The organism is Delftia sp. (assembly GCF_059499305.1).
The window spans coordinates 150,846-165,871 of the sequence record NZ_JCABYI010000036.1 but is presented as its reverse complement, the minus strand read 5'-3'; the positions used below and the strand labels follow the sequence as shown (position 1 = coordinate 165,871).

Sequence of the window (15,026 nt, the reverse complement as noted above, 5' to 3'; positions counted from 1 at the left end):
TCAGACCGTCTCGCCGCCTGCCCTGGCGGCGCAGTCGCTGGCGAACTGCGGCAACTGCTCTCCCGGCAGGGCCCGGCTGAAGTACCAGCCCTGCACCAGCAGCTCGCCCTCGAAGCCCAGGGCCTGCAGCTGCGCCTGGGTCTCCACGCCTTCGGCCACCACGTTCAACTGCAGCGCCTCGCAAAAGCGCAGCAGGCCGTCCAGCACCAGCGCGCCCTTGGCGTGACCGCTGGCCACGACGAAGCTGCGGTCGATCTTGATGGCATCCACGTCGAACTGGTGCAGGTAGCTCATGGACGAGAAGCCGGTGCCGAAGTCGTCTATGGCCACCTTGGCGCCCAGCGCGTGGATCTGGCCTATGGCCTTGCGGATCGCCTCCACATCGCCCACCAGCGCTTCCTCCGTGATCTCCACGCCCACCTGGCCCCTGGCCTGCGCCAGCAGCATCAGCAGGCGCGAGCAGTACTCGGGCGATGTCAGCGTGGCGCCCGTGACATTGATGCTGATCGGCAGGGAAAAACCGTGCTGGCGCCACAGCCGGCATTGGCGCACGGCAGCGCCCGCCACCCACAGATCGACCTCGCGCATCAGGCCGGCATCACCCAGCCAGCGCAGAAAGCCGCCGGGCTGCTGCAGCCTGCCCTGCGAATCGTGGGCGCGCAACAGGGCCTCGCAGCCCAGGCACAAGCCGCTGCGGTGCGAGACCTGGGGCTGGAATTCCAGGTGGAATTCGTACTCGCTGATGCGGCGGATATGGGACAGCATGGTCTCGCGCCGGGCCTGGGTCTCGTGCGCCAGCACCAGCGGATCGCGCGTGACCAGGCCTGCCTCCTCGGGCAGCCGGGAGAACGTGGTGTCCAGCGCGCGCAGCACGATGGCGCCATCGTCCTGGCCCAGCCGGTCGATGGAGCGCACATAAGGCGCATAGACCAGCGCCCCCAACACCGTCAGCGCCAGTTGCAGCACCACGGCGCCCATGTCGCCGCCCGTGCTCACGTAGGCATTGAAGACCACGGGTGCGGTCAGGGGCAGCACCATCGAGGCCGGAGCCACCCAGCCGGCCTGCACCACCGTGACGGCCACGACCAGGTTGATGGCGGGCACCGCCAGAAAAGGCACGAGCAGGCGCAGGTTCAGGATGACCGGCAGGCCGAACAGCAGGATCTCGTTGACGTTGAGCAGGGAGATGGGCAGCGCGGCCAGCGCCAACATGCGCAGGCCGCGCCCCTTGCAAAACAGCAGCACGGCCAGCGCCAGTGACAGCGTGGCCCCCGAGCCGCCGATGAAGACGAAGGACCCCATCAGGCCGCCGTTGAGCGCCCAGGGCGCCACCAGCCCCTTGGCCACGGCGGCGGCGTTGGCCAGCACGGCCTGGTCCAGCACCTGGAAGAAGGGTTGCATGGCGTAGTAGCCCTGCACGCCAAAGAACCAGAGCACGGAATTGAGCAGCGTCAGCGTCAGCCCGCTGCGATAGGGGCTCTCGGGGGTGGCGATGGCCAGCGGCAGTTCGGCCTGGGTGATATCGGGCAGCACCTGCTGCAGGCCCAGCAGCAGCACCACCAGCAGCAGCAGCGCGACGATGGAGCCGGGCACGACCAGGTTCATCACCTCGCGTACGTTCTCGCCCACAAAGCCCGTGCGCGCAATGCGCGTCCAGCGCATGGCGCTGAGCCTGGCCATCAGCGGCACGGTGATCAGGGGCGAGGCTATGGCGATGAACAGCACCAGCGTGGCGGCCGCGCGCGGATGCTCGCGCAGCAGGAAGATGGCCATCTGCACATGGGCAAAGCACAGAAAGGTCACCGGCAGGCGCGGCAGCCTGTGGCGTATGGAGAGCATGTAGCCGATGGAGGCGGCCACCAGCAGCGGCAGGATGCTGCCGATCTGCGCATGCAGGCCCGCAAGAAGCTGCACCACGGGCTCGGGCTGGCCGGACATCTGCGCCAGCGCCGACAGTATGAGAAACAGGGCCGAGACCAGCAGGCATGGGACCAGCCAGAGCAGGCCTTCGCGTATGGCCCGCATGGAGTTGGCACCGGCCAGCCTGGCCAGGCGCTGCGTCAGGAACAGTTGCATGTCCGGGAACCCCGGCCATGGCGTCTTGTTGCCCATAAGCTCCCACCCTTCACTTCCCGGCAGGAGTCATGCGCCCCTGTCCGAAGCACATCCTACACGGCGGCCGGCCGGCGCCCTGCGCATGGCGGCGCGAGGGGCCTCCCGGCCCGCTCGCGCCCTCGATCAGCCGGTATTGCGCACGCCGGCCGCAATGCCATTGATCGACAGGTGGATGCCGGTCTTGATGCGCTCATCGGTCTGGCCGCCGCGCCAGCGGCGCACCAGCTCCACCTGCAGATGGTGCAGCGGATCGATGTAGGGAAAGCGGTGGCGGATGGAGCGCGCCAGCGCCTCGTTGTGGGCCAGGCGCTGCTTGTCGCCCGTGATGCGCGCCAGCGCATCGACGGTGCTGTGCCACTCGGCCTCGATGGCGCTGAAGATGCGGCGGCGCAGGCGTGCGTCCGGCACCAGGTCGGCATAGCGCGAGGCCAGGTTCAGGTCGCTCTTGGCCAGCACCATGTCCATGTTGGACAGCAGGGTGCGGAAGAACGGCCACTGGCGGTACATCTTCTGCAGCAGGGCCAGCTGGGCCTTGCCATCCTTGCCCGGCTGCCCGATGAAGGCCTGCACCGCCGCGCCGAAGCCGTACCAGCCCGGCAGCGTGAGCCGACACTGGCCCCAGCTGAAGCCCCAGGGAATCGCGCGCAGGTCCTCGATCTTCTGCGAGGGCTTGCGCGAAGCCGGGCGCGATCCGATGTTCAGCTCGGCAATCTCGCGGATGGGCGTGCTGCTGAAGAAGTAGCTGGTGAAGCCGGGAGTCTCGTACACCAGGGCGCGGTAGGCACCCATGCTGGCCTCGGACAGAAACGCCGCCGCGTCCAGGAAGGCGCGCGTGGCCGGCTTGGTCGGCTGCAGCAGCGTGGCCTCCAGCGTGGCGGCCACCAGGGTCTCCAGGTTGCGCCGGCCGATCTCGGGGTTGGCGTACTTGGAGGCGATGACCTCGCCCTGCTCGGTCAGCCGGATCTGGCCGCGCACGGTGCCCGGGGGCTGCGCCAGGATGGCCTGGTAGCTGGGGCCGCCGCCACGGCCCACCGTGCCGCCGCGGCCATGGAACATGCGCAGGCTGATGCCATGGCTGTCGGCCAGATCGTCGAACAGCTCGACCAGCGAGATCTCGGCGCGGTACAGCTCCCAGTTGCTGGTGAAGATGCCGCCATCCTTGTTGCTGTCGCTGTAGCCCAGCATGATGTCCTGCTCGCCGCCGCTGCGCTGCACCATGGCCGCCACGCCGGGCAGCTGGAAGTAGCGCCGCATGATGGGCGCGGCGCTGCGCAGGTCGCCGATGGTCTCGAACAGCGGCACGACGATCACGTCGCAGACGGCGCCGTCGTCCAGCGTGCCGCGCAGCAGCCCCGCCTCCTTTTGCAGCAGCAGCACTTCCAGCAGGTCGCTGACCGACTCGGTGTGGCTGATGATGCAGTGGCGTATCGCCTCGGCGCCCAGGGTCGCGCGCAGGCGGCGCGCGGCCTCGAAGATGGCCAGTTCACCGCGCGCATGCTCGGAATAGTCGGCGCCCACCACGCGCAGCGGCCGCGCCTCTTCCAGCAGGCGCACCAGCAGGGCGCACTTGGCGTCTTCCTGCAGGCCCGAATAGTCGGGCTCCAGGCGCGCGGTGGCCAGCAGCTCGGCCACCACCTCCTCATGCTTGTCCGAACTTTGGCGCAGATCCACGGTGGCCAGGTGGAAGCCGAAAACCTGCACGGCGCGCATCAGCGGACGCAGGCGCTGGGGCGCCAGCACCTCGCCATGGTTGCGGCTGAGCGAGTCGTCGATGACGCGCAGGTCGGCCAGGAACTCCTCGGGCGAGGCATAGGCGTTCTGCGGCGCCACGGCATGGCGCGCGGCCTCGCCGCCGGTCAGCACCTTGAGCGTGGCGGCCAGGCGCGCGTAGATGCCGGTGAGCGCGCGGCGGTAGGGTTCGTCGGAGCGGTGCTCGTTGGTGTCGGGCGAGCGCTCTGCCAGCGCCTGCATCTCGGGCGTGACATCGGCCAGGCGCTGGGACAGCGACAGCTCGCCGCCCAGGTAGTGCACCTCGCGCAGATAGTGGCGCAGCGCCACGTCGGCCTGGCGCGACAGCGCCAGCTCCAGGCTCTGGGCCGTGACATTGGGGTTGCCGTCGCGGTCGCCGCCGATCCAGTGGCCCATGCGCAGGAAGCTGTGCACGGGCAGGGTGTTGCCCAGCTCCTGCTCCAGTTGCGCATACAGCTTGGGAATCTCGCGCAAGAAGGTGGCTTCGTAGTAGGACAGCGCGTTTTCGATCTCGTCGGCCACGGTGAGCTTGGAGTAGCGCAGCAGGCGTGTCTGCCACAGCTGGCTGACGCGGGCGCGCAGCTGGGCCTCGTTGCGTTCGAGTTCGCGCGGGGTGAGCGCGTCCTTGGCGCTGTTGTACAGCTGGGCGCGGGCCACGATGTCCTCGCGCGCGGCCAGCAGTTGGGAGATGTCGCGCTCGGCCACCAGGATGCTCTGGCGCTGCACTTCCGTGGGGTGGGCCGTGAGCACGGGCGCCACATAGCTCCTGGCCAGCGTCTGCGCCACGGTACCGGCCGAGATGCCGGCCCAGCGCAGCCGCGCCAGCGCCACTTCGATGCTGCCTTCCTGCGTGTTGCCCGCGCGCTCGTGCACGGCGCGGCGGCGGATGTGGTGGCGGTCCTCGGCCAGGTTGGCCAGATGGCTGAAATAGGTGAAGGCGCGGATCACGCTCACCGTCTGGTCCGTGGTCAGGCCCTTGAGCAGGCGCTTGAGCGCGCGGTCGGCGGTCTCGTCGGCATCGCGGCGGAAGGTCACCGACAGCTGGCGCACCTGCTCGATCAGCTCGAAGGCCGCCACGCCTTCCTGCTCGCGGATCACATCGCCCAGAATGCGCCCCAGCAGGCGTATGTCCTCGATCAGCGGCAGGTCCTTGTCCGTCTTGCGGACAGGCTTGTCATCACGCCTGTCATCTCGCGCATTGCTCTTGCGGGGGGCGGTGGCCATCAACGAATCTCCTGGAATCGGTCAGCGTATCGGTTTGCTTGGGCTTCGGTCCTGGTGCCGGGTTTACTGCGGCGCAGCATGCTAGCATCCCGCGCTCCCCCCGAGGCTCCTGATGAATACCAAACCACTGATCCCCCACTCCATCGTGATCGCCACGCGCGAGAGCCAGCTGGCACTGTGGCAGGCCGAGCATGTCCAGGCACTGCTGCGCGCCCGGGGGCATGAAGTGGAACTGCTGGGCATGACCACCAAGGGCGACCAGATCCTGGACCGCACGCTGTCCAAGGTGGGCGGCAAGGGCCTGTTCGTCAAGGAGCTGGAAGTGGCGCTGGAAGAAGGCCGCGCCCACATCGCCGTGCACTCGCTCAAGGACGTACCCATGGAGCTGCCCGAAGGCTTTGTGCTGGCCTGCGTGATGGAACGCGAAGACCCGCGCGACGCTTTTGTCTCCAATCGCTACGCCGCGCTGGCCGAGCTGCCGCAGGGCGCCGTCGTCGGCACATCGAGCCTGCGCCGCCAGGCACTGCTGCAGGCCCTGCGCCCCGACCTGAAGATAGAGCCGCTGCGCGGCAACGTGAACACCCGCCTGCGCAAGCTGGACGAAGGCCACTACGACGCCATCGTGCTGGCCGCCGCAGGCCTGATGCGCCTGGGCCTGGCCGACCGCATCCGCGCCAGGTTCGAGCCCGCCGGCATGCTGCCGGCCGCAGGCCAGGGAGCGCTGGGCATCGAGGTGCGCGCCGACCGCCAGGACCTGATCGACGCCCTGGCCCCGCTGGCCCACCAGACCACCTGGCTGACCGTGACCGCCGAGCGCGCCGTCAGCCGCTGCATGGGCGGCAGTTGCTCCATGCCGCTGGCGGCGCACGGCACCTTCGACGGCCAGCAACTGCGCCTGGACGCAGCCTGGGGAGACCCGGAAGGCCGGCTGCCGCTGGTGCAGGTGCGCGCCGATGCCACCGTCACCGACTTCGCCAGTGCCGACGCACTGGGCCAGCACGTGGCTGCGCTGCTGCAGGCGGCGGGCGCCCAACCGGCCCCCAAGCTCTAGACGGCACGCCCACATGCCACCGCGCGTACTCGTCACCCGCCCGGCCCATGACGCGGCCGCGTGGGTGGATGCGCTGCAGGCCCGGGGCCTTCCGGCCCAGGCGCTGGCACTGATGGCCATAGGCCCCTGCCGGGATGCCGCCACGCAACAGGCCCTGCTCGCTGCCCGCAGGTCGCTGCGCGAAGGCCCCGGCTACCGCGCCGTGATGTTCGTCAGCGGCAACGCCGTCCAGCATTTCTTCGGCGCCGAACCGGCGCGGCTTCCTGCCGGCACGCGCGCCTGGACGCCCGGCCCCGGTACGGCCCGGGCGCTGCTGGCCCTGGGCATTGCGCCAGCACAGATCGACGGCCCGCCACCGGACGCCGCCCAGTTCGAATCCGAAACGCTATGGCAGCGCGTGCATGACCAGATCCATGCGGGCGACCGCGTGCTCATCGTGCGCGGCGACAGCCAGGCAGGGGCGCCCAGGACCGTGCCGGCCACGGCAGGCGCCGGCCGCGACTGGCTGGCCGCCCGCCTGCGCGAGGCAGGTGCCCAGGTCGAAATGCTGGCCGTGTACCAGCGCGAACTGCCTGCCTGGGATGCAGCCCAGACGGCACTGGCACGCCTGGCGGCCGAAGATGGCTCGCTCTGGCTGCTCAGCAGCGCCGAATCCGTTGCCAACCTGCAACAGCTCCTGCCGGCCCAATCGTGGCAAAAAGCGCGAGCGCTCGCTACGCACGAGCGAATCGCTGCCCAGGCAAGACACATGGGATTCGGAGATGTCAAGCAATGCCGGCCCGCTCTGGAGGACGTGGTTGCGTCGATAGAATCGTCGCCATGAGTTCCGACGCAGCGCAAGACCGCCCCACCCCGCAGGACCTAACGCCCGCATCCTCCGCAGCAGCCTTCGCAGCCGGCTCCGCCCAAAGCAGCCCCGCTGCAGACCTGCGCGGCGGCTCCTCGGCCCTGGTCTACGGCGTGGGCGCCGTGGCCGTCGCCGCGCTCATTGCCTGCGGCATGCTGTGGCAGCGCCTGGGCAATATCCAGGAACAGCTGGCGCGCCAGTCCGCGCAGTCCGGCTCCCAGTCGGTCGAGGCCCGCACCCTGGCGCGCGATGCCCAGGACCTGGCCCGCGATAGCGCGGCGCGCACCTCGGTCATGGAGGCGCGCATTGCCGAGCTGTCTCTGCAGCGCACGCAGCTCGACGAACTCCTGCAAAGCATGTCGCGCTCGCGCGACGAAAACCTGGTGGTGGACATCGAATCCTCCATCCGCCTGGCACAGCAGCAGGCCGAGCTGTCCGGCAGCCTGCAGCCGCTGGTGGCCACGCTCAAGAACGCCCGCCAGCGCATTGAACGCGCCGCCCAGCCCCGGCTGGCCCCGGTCATGCGCGCGCTGGACCGCGACCTGGAACGGCTGGCCCGAATGAGCGTGACCGACACCGCCGGCCTGCTCACGCGCATCGAGGACCTGGTGCGCCTGGTCGACGAAATGCCCCTGCTCAACGCCGTGGCCCAGCCACGCGCCAGCCGCCATCGCGGCGTGGCCGGCCAGGCGGCCCGCCAGCCCGAGCCCGCCCCCATCGAGGGCAGCCCCACCGAATGGCGCTGGTGGCAATCCTGGGGCGAGCGCGGCTGGACGGCCGTGCGCGAAGAAGCCCAGGACCTGCTGCGCGTCAGCCGCATAGACCACCCGGACGCCATCCTGCTGGCGCCGGAACAGGCCTATTTCCTGCGCGAGAACCTCAAGCTCAAGCTGCTGAACTCGCGCCTGGCCCTGCTGTCGCGCCAGTGGGATGCGGCGCGGGCCGACCTGGCCGCTTCCGGGATGGCCGTGAACAAGTACTTTGATCCTGCCGCGCGGCGCACCCAGATCGTGCAGGCCCAGCTGCAACAGATCCAGGCCAATCTGCGCACCACCGAACAGCCGGCGTTGCAGGAAACCCTGGCGGCGCTGGCAACAGCCGCCGCAGGCCGCTGAGCAGCCGGGAGACAGACGAATGCGCGCTGCACTGTGGTTGATCGGTTTGTTCGGCATGGCCGTTGCGGCCGCCTTGTTCGCGGGCTCCAACCAGGGCACGGTGACCCTGTTCTGGGCGCCCTACCGCCTGGACCTGTCACTGAACCTGGCCATTGCCATCATCGTGCTGGCCTTCGTGCTGCTGTATGCCGCGCTGCGCGCGCTGGCCGCGCTGCTGCAGATGCCGCACCAGGCGCGGCGCTGGCGCAGCCAGCAGAAAGAGCGCGCCATGCACCACAGCCTGCTGGAAGCCCTGTCGCACCAGCAGGCCGGCCGCTTCCTGCGCGCACGCAAGTCCGCGCTGGCGGCCCTGGCCATGGAAGAGTCCCTGGCCGAGACCCATGCCGCCGTGCCGCACGGCATGCGGCTGCGCGCCGCCGCCCACATGGTGGCCGCCGATGCCTCCCATGCCCTGCAGGACCGCCAGCAGCGCGACCACCATTGGCGTGAGGTCCTGGCCAACGCACCGGCCCAGGGCAACGCCCAGGAGCAGGAAATGCGCGAAGGCGCACAGATGCGCGCCGCGCGCTGGGCCCTGGACGACCGCGACGCATCCGACGCACTGCGCCGCCTGGCCGAACTGCCCCAGGGCGCGGCACGCCGCACGATCGCGCTGCGCATCCGCCTGAAGGCCTCGCGCCTGGCAGGCCAGACATCGACGGCGCTGGACACGGCGCGCCTGCTGGCCAAGCACCGCGCCTTCTCGCCCGCGGCCGCCGCCAGCGTGGTGCGCGGCCTGGTACTGGAGAGCATCAACGAGGCACGCGACACCACGCAGCTGCAGCACTTCTGGCTGTCGCTGGACACGGAAGAGCGCGCCATGCCCGAGATTGCGCTGCCGGCCGCATCGCGCCTCATGGCCCTGGGCGGCGAGGCCGCGCAGGCCCGTGCCTGGCTGCTGCCCGTGTGGGAGCGCCTGCTGTCCCACGCAGGCCCGCGCAGCGAATCCCACCTGCCGCGTCTGGTCCAGGTGCTGGAGCCCTGCCTGGACGGCCTGGACGGCGCCTGGCTGGCTCGCATCGAGGCGGCCAGCAATGCCCATCCACGCGAAGCCCGCCTGCAATACCTGGCCGGCATGGCATGCGTGCAGCGCCAGCTCTGGGGCAAGGCCCAGCAGCTGTTGCTGCGCGCAGCCCCCCACCTGCAGGAAAGCGCACTGCGCACCCGCGCCTGGCAGCGCCTGGCCCTGATGGCCGAGCACCGCGGCGATGCCGATGCAGCGGCTGCCGCCTGGAAGCAGGCAGCGCAGGCCGTGGTCGTGCTGCCCGCCGATCCGACCCGGCCCTGAGCCCTCCGCGCGGCACGGCGAGCCTTCATCTTTTTTGAATCGAGCCGTCAATACCGCTGAACTCTTTTGGATTTGCCGCTTCCTACACTGCACGTTGTCCGCAGTGCACGAAGTCCACGCAGAGCGCACCGCACCCTTTCTTGCCATCCAGGGCCCCTTTGCAGGGGCCCTGAACGGTTCCAAAGCCTGCCGCCATCCATGACAGAGTCCTCAGCCCGCGCCAACGCGCCAGCAAAATCCTCCTCCAAAGCCACGCGCTACAACGGCGTGGCCATGGCTGCCCACTGGCTGCTGGCCCTGGGCCTGATCGCCGCCCTGGCCCTGGGCTGGTACATGACAGGCCTGCCGTTCTCGCCCTCGCGCCTGAAGCTCTACAACTGGCACAAGTGGCTGGGCGTCACGCTGTTGACGCTGAGCCTGCTGCGCCTGGTCTGGCGCATCACCCATCGCCCGCCCGAACTGCCCGCCGCCGTGGCCCGCGCCATGCCCCAATGGCAGCACTGGGCCCACAACGGCACCCACCACGCCATGTACCTGCTGTTCTTTGCCGTGCCCCTGCTGGGCTGGGCCTACAGCTCGGCGGCCGGCTTTCCCATCGTCTTCCTCGGCGTGCTGCCCCTGCCCGACTTCGTGAGCGCAAGCCCCGAGCTGGCCGAAACCCTCAAGCCCCTGCACGGCTGGGCGGCCTGGGCCCTGGTCGCGCTGATCGCCATGCATGTGGGCGCCGCCCTCAAGCACCAGTTCATCGACCGCGACGGCCTCATCTCCCGCATGCTGCCTGGCCGCGCCTGAGTTTTCTCCCCCAGCCAGGGCCTGCGCACCGCGCTGCGCGCGCCCCAGCCATCCCCGATCGAATGTTTCCCGACCTCCAAAGGAGTCCTGCCATGCGCTTTTCCGCCACGCTGACCACCATTGCCCTGGCCGCTGCGGCCCTGACCTCCCAGGCGGCCCTGGCCGAGCAAAAGCTCGTTCCCGCCCAGAGCGCCGTGAACTTCACGGCCAAGCAGATGGGCGTGCCCCTGCAGGGCCACTTCAAGAAATTCGACGCCCAGGTCCAGTTCGACACGGCCAAGCCCGACACCAGCAAGATCCGCTTCACCGTGGACACCGGCAGCGCCACCATGGGCGCCAAGGAAACCGATGCCGAGCTGCCCAAGGCCGATTGGTTCAATGTCGCCAAATTCCCCCAGGCCGTCTTCGACTCCACGGCCGTCAAGGCGCTGGGCGGCGGCAAGTACCAGGTGGACGGCAAGCTCAGCATCAAGGGCCAGGTCCAGAACGTGAGCATTCCCGTGCAACTGGCACAGTCCGGCACCACGACCACGGCCACCGGCACGCTGCCGCTCAAGCGCCTGCAGTTCAAGATCGGCGAAGGCGAATGGGGCGATACCTCCATGGTGGCCGACGAGGTCCAGGTGCAATTCAAGCTGGCCCTGACCGGCGTGGGCAAGCTGTAAGCGGCACTCTTGCCCAGCATTGGCCGTTTTCTTTTCCGTTTCGTGCAACCCCAACTTAGGAGTTCTTTCATGCGCACTTCCGTGTTTGCCCTGGCCATTGCCGGCCTGTTCGCCACCGCTGCCCAGGCGGCTCCCGCAACCTACGCCATCGACCAGACGCACACCTTCGCCACGTTCGAGATCGACCACAACGGTGCCTCGACCAACCGCGTGCGCTTCGACAAGAAGAGCGGCACCGTGGAATTCGACCGTGACGCCAAGGCCGGCAAGGTCGAAGTCGTGCTGGAAATGGACTCGCTGAGCTCGGGCACCGCCGCCTTCGACAAGCACCTCAAGAGCGCCGACATCTTCAACGTGGCCAAGTTCCCCCAGGCAAAGTTCGTCTCCGACAAGTTCGTCTTCGACGGCGACAAGCTCAAGGAAGTCACCGGCCAGCTGACCATCCTGGACAAGACCCAGCCCGTGACCATCAAGGCCAACAAGTTCACCTGCTACCCCAACGCCATGCTGCAAAAGCGCGAGACCTGCGGCGGCGACTTCGAGGCCGTGATCGACCGCACCGCCTTCGGCGTGAACTACGGCGTGGACTACGGCTTCCCCAAGCAAGTGCGCCTGGTGATGTCCATCGAAGCGGTCAAGCAGCAGTAAAACGGTATTCGCCGCAGTGCCTTTCGGGGCGATGCGACCCAAAGCCCGTGATCCGGAAGCCGGTCACGGGCTTTTTTGCGTTGCGGGCCGGGCCTGCCACCTCCTGACCACTCCCGCCAGCCTGAGCACCCCTTGCTCGATGGCCTGCGGCTGCAGGCTCGCATAGCCCAGGACCAGCCCGGCGCAGGACTGGCGGCGATGGGCATCACCGGCCGCATAGAGCGGCGAGATGGGGCGCACGCCCACGCCGCGCTCTCGCGCCAGACGCACCAGGGCAATCTCATCGCGCTGGTGCACGGCAGGCACCCAGGCCACCACATGCAGGCCCGAGGCCGAACCTTCGACCTGCACCGCGCCCGGCAGGTGCCGCTCCAGCGCCTGCAGCAATGCCGCCCGCCGGCCTTCGTTGCGGCGGCGGGCGGCGCGCACATGGCGCTCGTAGCTGCCGTCCTCGATCAGCGCGGCCAGCACCAGCTGGTCCAGGCGCGGCGCATGCCGGTCGGCCAGCCGCCGGGCTTCCCGGAAAATGGGCACCAGGGACGGCGGCAGCACCAGGTAGCCCATGCGCATCTGCGGGGACAAGGCCTTGGAGAAAGTGCCGACATGGATGACGCAACCCACCTCGTCAATGGACTGCAGGGCGTCGATGGGGCGCAGCCCGTAGCGGAACTCGCCGTCGTAGTCGTCTTCCAGAATCCAGGCACCCGTGGCGCGCGCCCAGGCCAGCAGCTGCTGCCTGCGGCCTATGGGCAGCACGCCGCCCAGCGGAAACTGGTGCGATGGCGTGACATAGGCCAGACGCGCCTGGCGCCCGACCAGCGCCGAGGTATCCAGGCCCTGTTCATCGACAGCCATTTCCTGCAGGCATGCGCCCTGGGCCTCGAACACGCGGCGCGCCATCAGGTAGCAGGGCTCTTCCATCAGCACGGTCTCGCCCGGATCGACCAGCACGCGCGCGCACAGGTCGATGGCCTGCTGCGAGCCCTGCACCACCACGATCTGATCGGCCGAACAGACAAGCCCCCGCGCCCTTCGCAGATAGCCTTGCAGCGCCATGCGCAGCGCCGGCTCGCCTTCGGGCGCGTCGTAGGACAGGGAAGACTGGCGCTGCACGATGGCGCGGTTGTAGGCACGCCGCCAGGCCAGCGTGGGAAAGTCATCAAAGGCCAGGGCGCCGTAGAGAAAGTCGATCACGGCAGGCTCTTCATCCCCGGCGCGAGCGGGCTGGGCCTGCGCCAGCGCATCCACGCGCCGTCCATAGGAAGACAGGCGGGATCGGCAATCCTGCGCCGCAGCCGCAATGCGGGGCGCGCGGCTGCGCTGCTCCGCGCCAGCTGCCACGCGCGCCCGGGCGCCCTGTGCAGTCTCCAGATAGCCCTCGGCCGCAAGCTGCTCGTAGGCCGCCGTGATGGTGGTGCGCGACACACCCAGGTCCAGCGCCAGCGCGCGGGTGGAAGGCAGGCGTGCGCCCACGGCCAGGCTGCCGTCGGCCATCTGGGATTTCAGCCATTCGTGGATGCGGCGGGCGCTGGGCGCAGCCCCGGTATCCGCGGCGAAATGGGACTTCAACTGGTCTTCCAAAAAATCACGAAACTGGATTTTTCATTGTGCCAGGGATGGTGGATAGTCCTGTTTCCCCCGATGCCGATCCACCGTTGCACCAAGCTCCATGTACACGCCCGCCCATTTCTCCCTCACCGATTCCGACAGCCTGCACGGCCTGATCCGCAGCTACCCCCTGGGCACGCTCGTCACCCAGGCCAACGGCGTGCTGGACGCCAACCACCTGCCGTTCCTGCTGGATGCGGCCCCAGGGGAGATGGGCACGCTGAGCGCCCATGTGGCCCGCGCCAATCCCATCTGGCAGCAGTGCCGCGACGGCGCCGAGGTGCTGGTCATCTTCCGTGGTGCCGAAGGCTATATCTCGCCCAGCTGGTATCCAAGCAAGCACGAGACGCACCGCCTGGTGCCCACCTGGAACTACGAGGCCGTGCATGTGCACGGGCAAATCAGCATCCATGACGACGAGAGATTCGTGCGCGGCCTGGTCGGCCGGCTCACCCGGGTCCATGAGGCATCGCAGGCCCAGCCCTGGAAGATGTCCGACTCGCCGCGGGAATTCATCGACGGCATGCTGCAGGCCATCGTCGGCCTGCAGATCCGCATCACCCGCCTGGAGGGCAAGGCCAAGCTCAGCCAGAACCGGCAGGCCCGCGACCTGGAAGGCGCCATCGGCGCGCTGCGCGAGCGCGGACAGGAGCCGCTGGCCCGCACCATGGATGCGGCGCCGCGCATCTAGCGCCAGCCACCCTCATACAGATTGCCAACCACCGATGTACACATCCACCTTCACCTTCGCGCCGGGCGAATACGACGCGCAGTTCCATGCCCTTGACGGCCGGATCGCCGAGATCGCCCGCGCCATCCCCGGCTACCTGGGCGAAGAGGCCTGGGAGAACCCCGCCACAGGCTTGGTCTCCAACGTCTACTACTGGCAGACCTGGGAGGCGCTGCAAGAGCTGATGCGCCACCCTGCGCATATCGAAGCCAAGCGGCAGCAGGCGCGCTGGCTCAAGGGCTACCAGGTGGTGATCGCCCAGGTGGTGGGCAGCTACGGCGATGGCGGGATAGCGCACCCGCTGGCCACCGCTGCGCAAGGCACTGCGCACCCGGCTCGCTGACCGGACCCGCTTTTGGCCCGATGATGGCGGCCATGCGATGGCGTTTTGATCCTGTTTCCCTGGCGTGGGCGGTGGCCCTGTTTGTTCTGCTCGTGCTGCTGGCCACCGTCGGCGCGCGCTGGGGCTGGGTGCGCAGCTTCTTCGGCGACGTGTTGGCCGTGGCCTGGGTCTATGCCGTGTTCAAGACCGTGATCGCCGCGCGCGTGCTGACGCTGGCATCGGCCGCACTGTGCGTGGGCCTGCTGGTGGAGCTGGGCCAGTTCCTGGCATCGACCTTCCAGTTGCACATTCCCAACCGAGCGCTGCGCATCGTGCTGGGCAGCACGGCCGACTGGTGGGATGTGCTGGCCTATGTGATGGGTTTTGCAGCCGTGCTGGTGGTGGAGGCTGCGTTCCGTGGCCGCAGGAGCCCTCTCTTCACGGCATAAACCCGCAGCGGTCCGCTACGGCTCTGGAACAAGCTCCTCGACAACGGATTCGCAGTGGATTTTCAGCCGCCCGTAGTGGGACAGCTGCAAGAACAGATGCTGCGCCATTGCTGACGAAGGCCTCTTCGTATCCCGCTGCAGCACTTCGCAGCGGTCCAGGCAGTCATCCATCTCTGCGGCTGCGTCGCGCTGGACGTCGGCAAAGTACGCCTGCACGGCAGGAAAGTTGACGATCCGTTCAAGGCGGATGGCTACCCTGGCCTGCGGCCTGTCGAACACGGCATAGAGAAAGAAACGCAGTTCCACGCTCCGGGCCGCCACATCCAGGCGCACCTGCTCCAGCAATCCATCGTGGTACGGGTACTGCAATCGATGGCTCCGCGC

General features: G+C 68.7%; 14 protein-coding genes. 10 read left to right on the top strand and 4 right to left on the bottom strand.

Annotated elements, in window-relative coordinates; translation table 11 throughout:
• Both AC5I49_RS25425 and ppc read right to left on the bottom strand, forming a co-directional pair.
• Positions 1–2,112 carry an EAL domain-containing protein gene (locus AC5I49_RS25425; protein WP_495790072.1) on the bottom strand — a complete coding sequence of 704 codons (2,112 nt, stop codon included), beginning with the start codon at positions 2,110–2,112 and terminating at the stop codon, positions 1–3.
• A gap of 126 nt (positions 2,113–2,238) precedes the next feature.
• Positions 2,239–5,088: a phosphoenolpyruvate carboxylase gene (gene ppc / locus AC5I49_RS25420; protein ID WP_017406380.1), complete on the bottom strand. Its 2,850-nt coding sequence runs from the start codon at positions 5,086–5,088 to the stop codon at positions 2,239–2,241.
• A gap of 112 nt (positions 5,089–5,200) precedes the next feature.
• On the opposite strand from ppc, the gene hemC reads away from it, so the two are divergent.
• The 7 genes from hemC (at position 5,201) to AC5I49_RS25385 (ending at position 11,533) form a co-directional block, all read left to right on the top strand.
• Positions 5,201–6,139 carry a hydroxymethylbilane synthase gene (gene hemC / locus AC5I49_RS25415; RefSeq protein ID WP_133072812.1) on the top strand — a complete coding sequence of 313 codons (939 nt, stop codon included), beginning with the start codon at positions 5,201–5,203 and terminating at the stop codon, positions 6,137–6,139.
• Between the two features lie 13 nt (positions 6,140–6,152).
• Positions 6,153–6,962, top strand: coding sequence for a uroporphyrinogen-III synthase (locus AC5I49_RS25410; protein ID WP_277849579.1), 810 nt, complete (start codon positions 6,153–6,155; stop codon positions 6,960–6,962).
• A complete protein-coding gene (locus AC5I49_RS25405) occupies positions 6,959–8,101 on the top strand; it encodes a uroporphyrinogen-III C-methyltransferase (RefSeq protein WP_034399587.1) in 1,143 nt (380 codons plus the stop codon). The genes AC5I49_RS25410 and AC5I49_RS25405 overlap by 4 nt, the downstream gene beginning before the upstream one ends.
• A gap of 19 nt (positions 8,102–8,120) precedes the next feature.
• Positions 8,121–9,428 (top strand): heme biosynthesis HemY N-terminal domain-containing protein, encoded by a 1,308-nt coding sequence (locus tag AC5I49_RS25400; RefSeq protein ID WP_016452499.1) that lies wholly within the window; start codon positions 8,121–8,123, stop codon positions 9,426–9,428.
• Positions 9,429–9,626: 198 nt separating this feature from the next.
• Positions 9,627–10,220, top strand: coding sequence for a cytochrome b (locus tag AC5I49_RS25395; protein ID WP_016452500.1), 594 nt, complete (start codon positions 9,627–9,629; stop codon positions 10,218–10,220).
• 92 nt (positions 10,221–10,312) lie between these two features.
• Complete coding sequence (locus AC5I49_RS25390; protein ID WP_016448944.1) at positions 10,313–10,885, top strand: YceI family protein; 573 nt, start codon at positions 10,313–10,315, stop codon at positions 10,883–10,885.
• A gap of 69 nt (positions 10,886–10,954) precedes the next feature.
• Positions 10,955–11,533, top strand: a complete 579-nt coding sequence (locus tag AC5I49_RS25385) for a YceI family protein (protein ID WP_495790071.1) — start codon at positions 10,955–10,957, stop codon at positions 11,531–11,533.
• A gap of 63 nt (positions 11,534–11,596) precedes the next feature.
• Here AC5I49_RS25385 and pdxR read toward each other — a convergent pair whose 3' ends face one another.
• Positions 11,597–13,102 carry a MocR-like pyridoxine biosynthesis transcription factor PdxR gene (gene pdxR / locus AC5I49_RS25380; protein ID WP_495790070.1) on the bottom strand — a complete coding sequence of 502 codons (1,506 nt, stop codon included), beginning with the start codon at positions 13,100–13,102 and terminating at the stop codon, positions 11,597–11,599.
• 100 nt (positions 13,103–13,202) lie between these two features.
• Between pdxR and AC5I49_RS25375 the strand changes: the two genes are divergently transcribed.
• Genes AC5I49_RS25375 through AC5I49_RS25365 form a run of 3 tightly spaced genes read left to right on the top strand, consistent with a single transcriptional unit; the run spans position 13,203 to position 14,642 of the window.
• Positions 13,203–13,832 carry an FMN-binding negative transcriptional regulator gene (locus AC5I49_RS25375; RefSeq protein ID WP_495790069.1) on the top strand — a complete coding sequence of 210 codons (630 nt, stop codon included), beginning with the start codon at positions 13,203–13,205 and terminating at the stop codon, positions 13,830–13,832.
• A 34-nt stretch (positions 13,833–13,866) separates the two neighbouring features.
• Positions 13,867–14,214, top strand: coding sequence for an antibiotic biosynthesis monooxygenase family protein (locus AC5I49_RS25370; protein WP_016448948.1), 348 nt, complete (start codon positions 13,867–13,869; stop codon positions 14,212–14,214).
• A 20-nt stretch (positions 14,215–14,234) separates the two neighbouring features.
• A complete protein-coding gene (locus AC5I49_RS25365) occupies positions 14,235–14,642 on the top strand; it encodes a ribosomal maturation YjgA family protein (RefSeq protein ID WP_047325856.1) in 408 nt (135 codons plus the stop codon).
• 15 nt (positions 14,643–14,657) lie between these two features.
• Here the strand turns inward: AC5I49_RS25365 and AC5I49_RS25360 are convergent, their stop codons facing one another.
• Entirely contained in the window at positions 14,658–15,011 is a 354-nt protein-coding gene (locus AC5I49_RS25360) for a hypothetical protein (protein ID WP_034365413.1), read from the bottom strand.
• Positions 15,012–15,026: the final 15 nt, after the last annotated feature.

Excerpts from the sequence above, each read along its gene's own strand:
- AC5I49_RS25395 (WP_016452500.1), top strand. The coding sequence starts at position 9,627 with ATGACAGAGTCCTCAGCCCGCGCCAACGCGCCAGCAAAATCCTCCTCC.
- AC5I49_RS25410 (WP_277849579.1), top strand. The coding sequence starts at position 6,153 with ATGCCACCGCGCGTACTCGTCACCCGCCCGGCCCATGACGCGGCCGCG.
- AC5I49_RS25370 (WP_016448948.1), top strand. The coding sequence starts at position 13,867 with ATGTACACATCCACCTTCACCTTCGCGCCGGGCGAATACGACGCGCAG.
- ppc (WP_017406380.1), bottom strand. The coding sequence starts at position 5,088 with ATGGCCACCGCCCCCCGCAAGAGCAATGCGCGAGATGACAGGCGTGAT.
- AC5I49_RS25405 (WP_034399587.1), top strand. The coding sequence starts at position 6,959 with ATGAGTTCCGACGCAGCGCAAGACCGCCCCACCCCGCAGGACCTAACG.
- AC5I49_RS25365 (WP_047325856.1), top strand. The coding sequence starts at position 14,235 with ATGATGGCGGCCATGCGATGGCGTTTTGATCCTGTTTCCCTGGCGTGG.
- AC5I49_RS25385 (WP_495790071.1), top strand. The coding sequence starts at position 10,955 with ATGCGCACTTCCGTGTTTGCCCTGGCCATTGCCGGCCTGTTCGCCACC.
- hemC (WP_133072812.1), top strand. The coding sequence starts at position 5,201 with ATGAATACCAAACCACTGATCCCCCACTCCATCGTGATCGCCACGCGC.
- AC5I49_RS25425 (WP_495790072.1), bottom strand. The coding sequence starts at position 2,112 with ATGGGCAACAAGACGCCATGGCCGGGGTTCCCGGACATGCAACTGTTC.
- AC5I49_RS25390 (WP_016448944.1), top strand. The coding sequence starts at position 10,313 with ATGCGCTTTTCCGCCACGCTGACCACCATTGCCCTGGCCGCTGCGGCC.
- AC5I49_RS25375 (WP_495790069.1), top strand. The coding sequence starts at position 13,203 with ATGTACACGCCCGCCCATTTCTCCCTCACCGATTCCGACAGCCTGCAC.
- AC5I49_RS25400 (WP_016452499.1), top strand. The coding sequence starts at position 8,121 with ATGCGCGCTGCACTGTGGTTGATCGGTTTGTTCGGCATGGCCGTTGCG.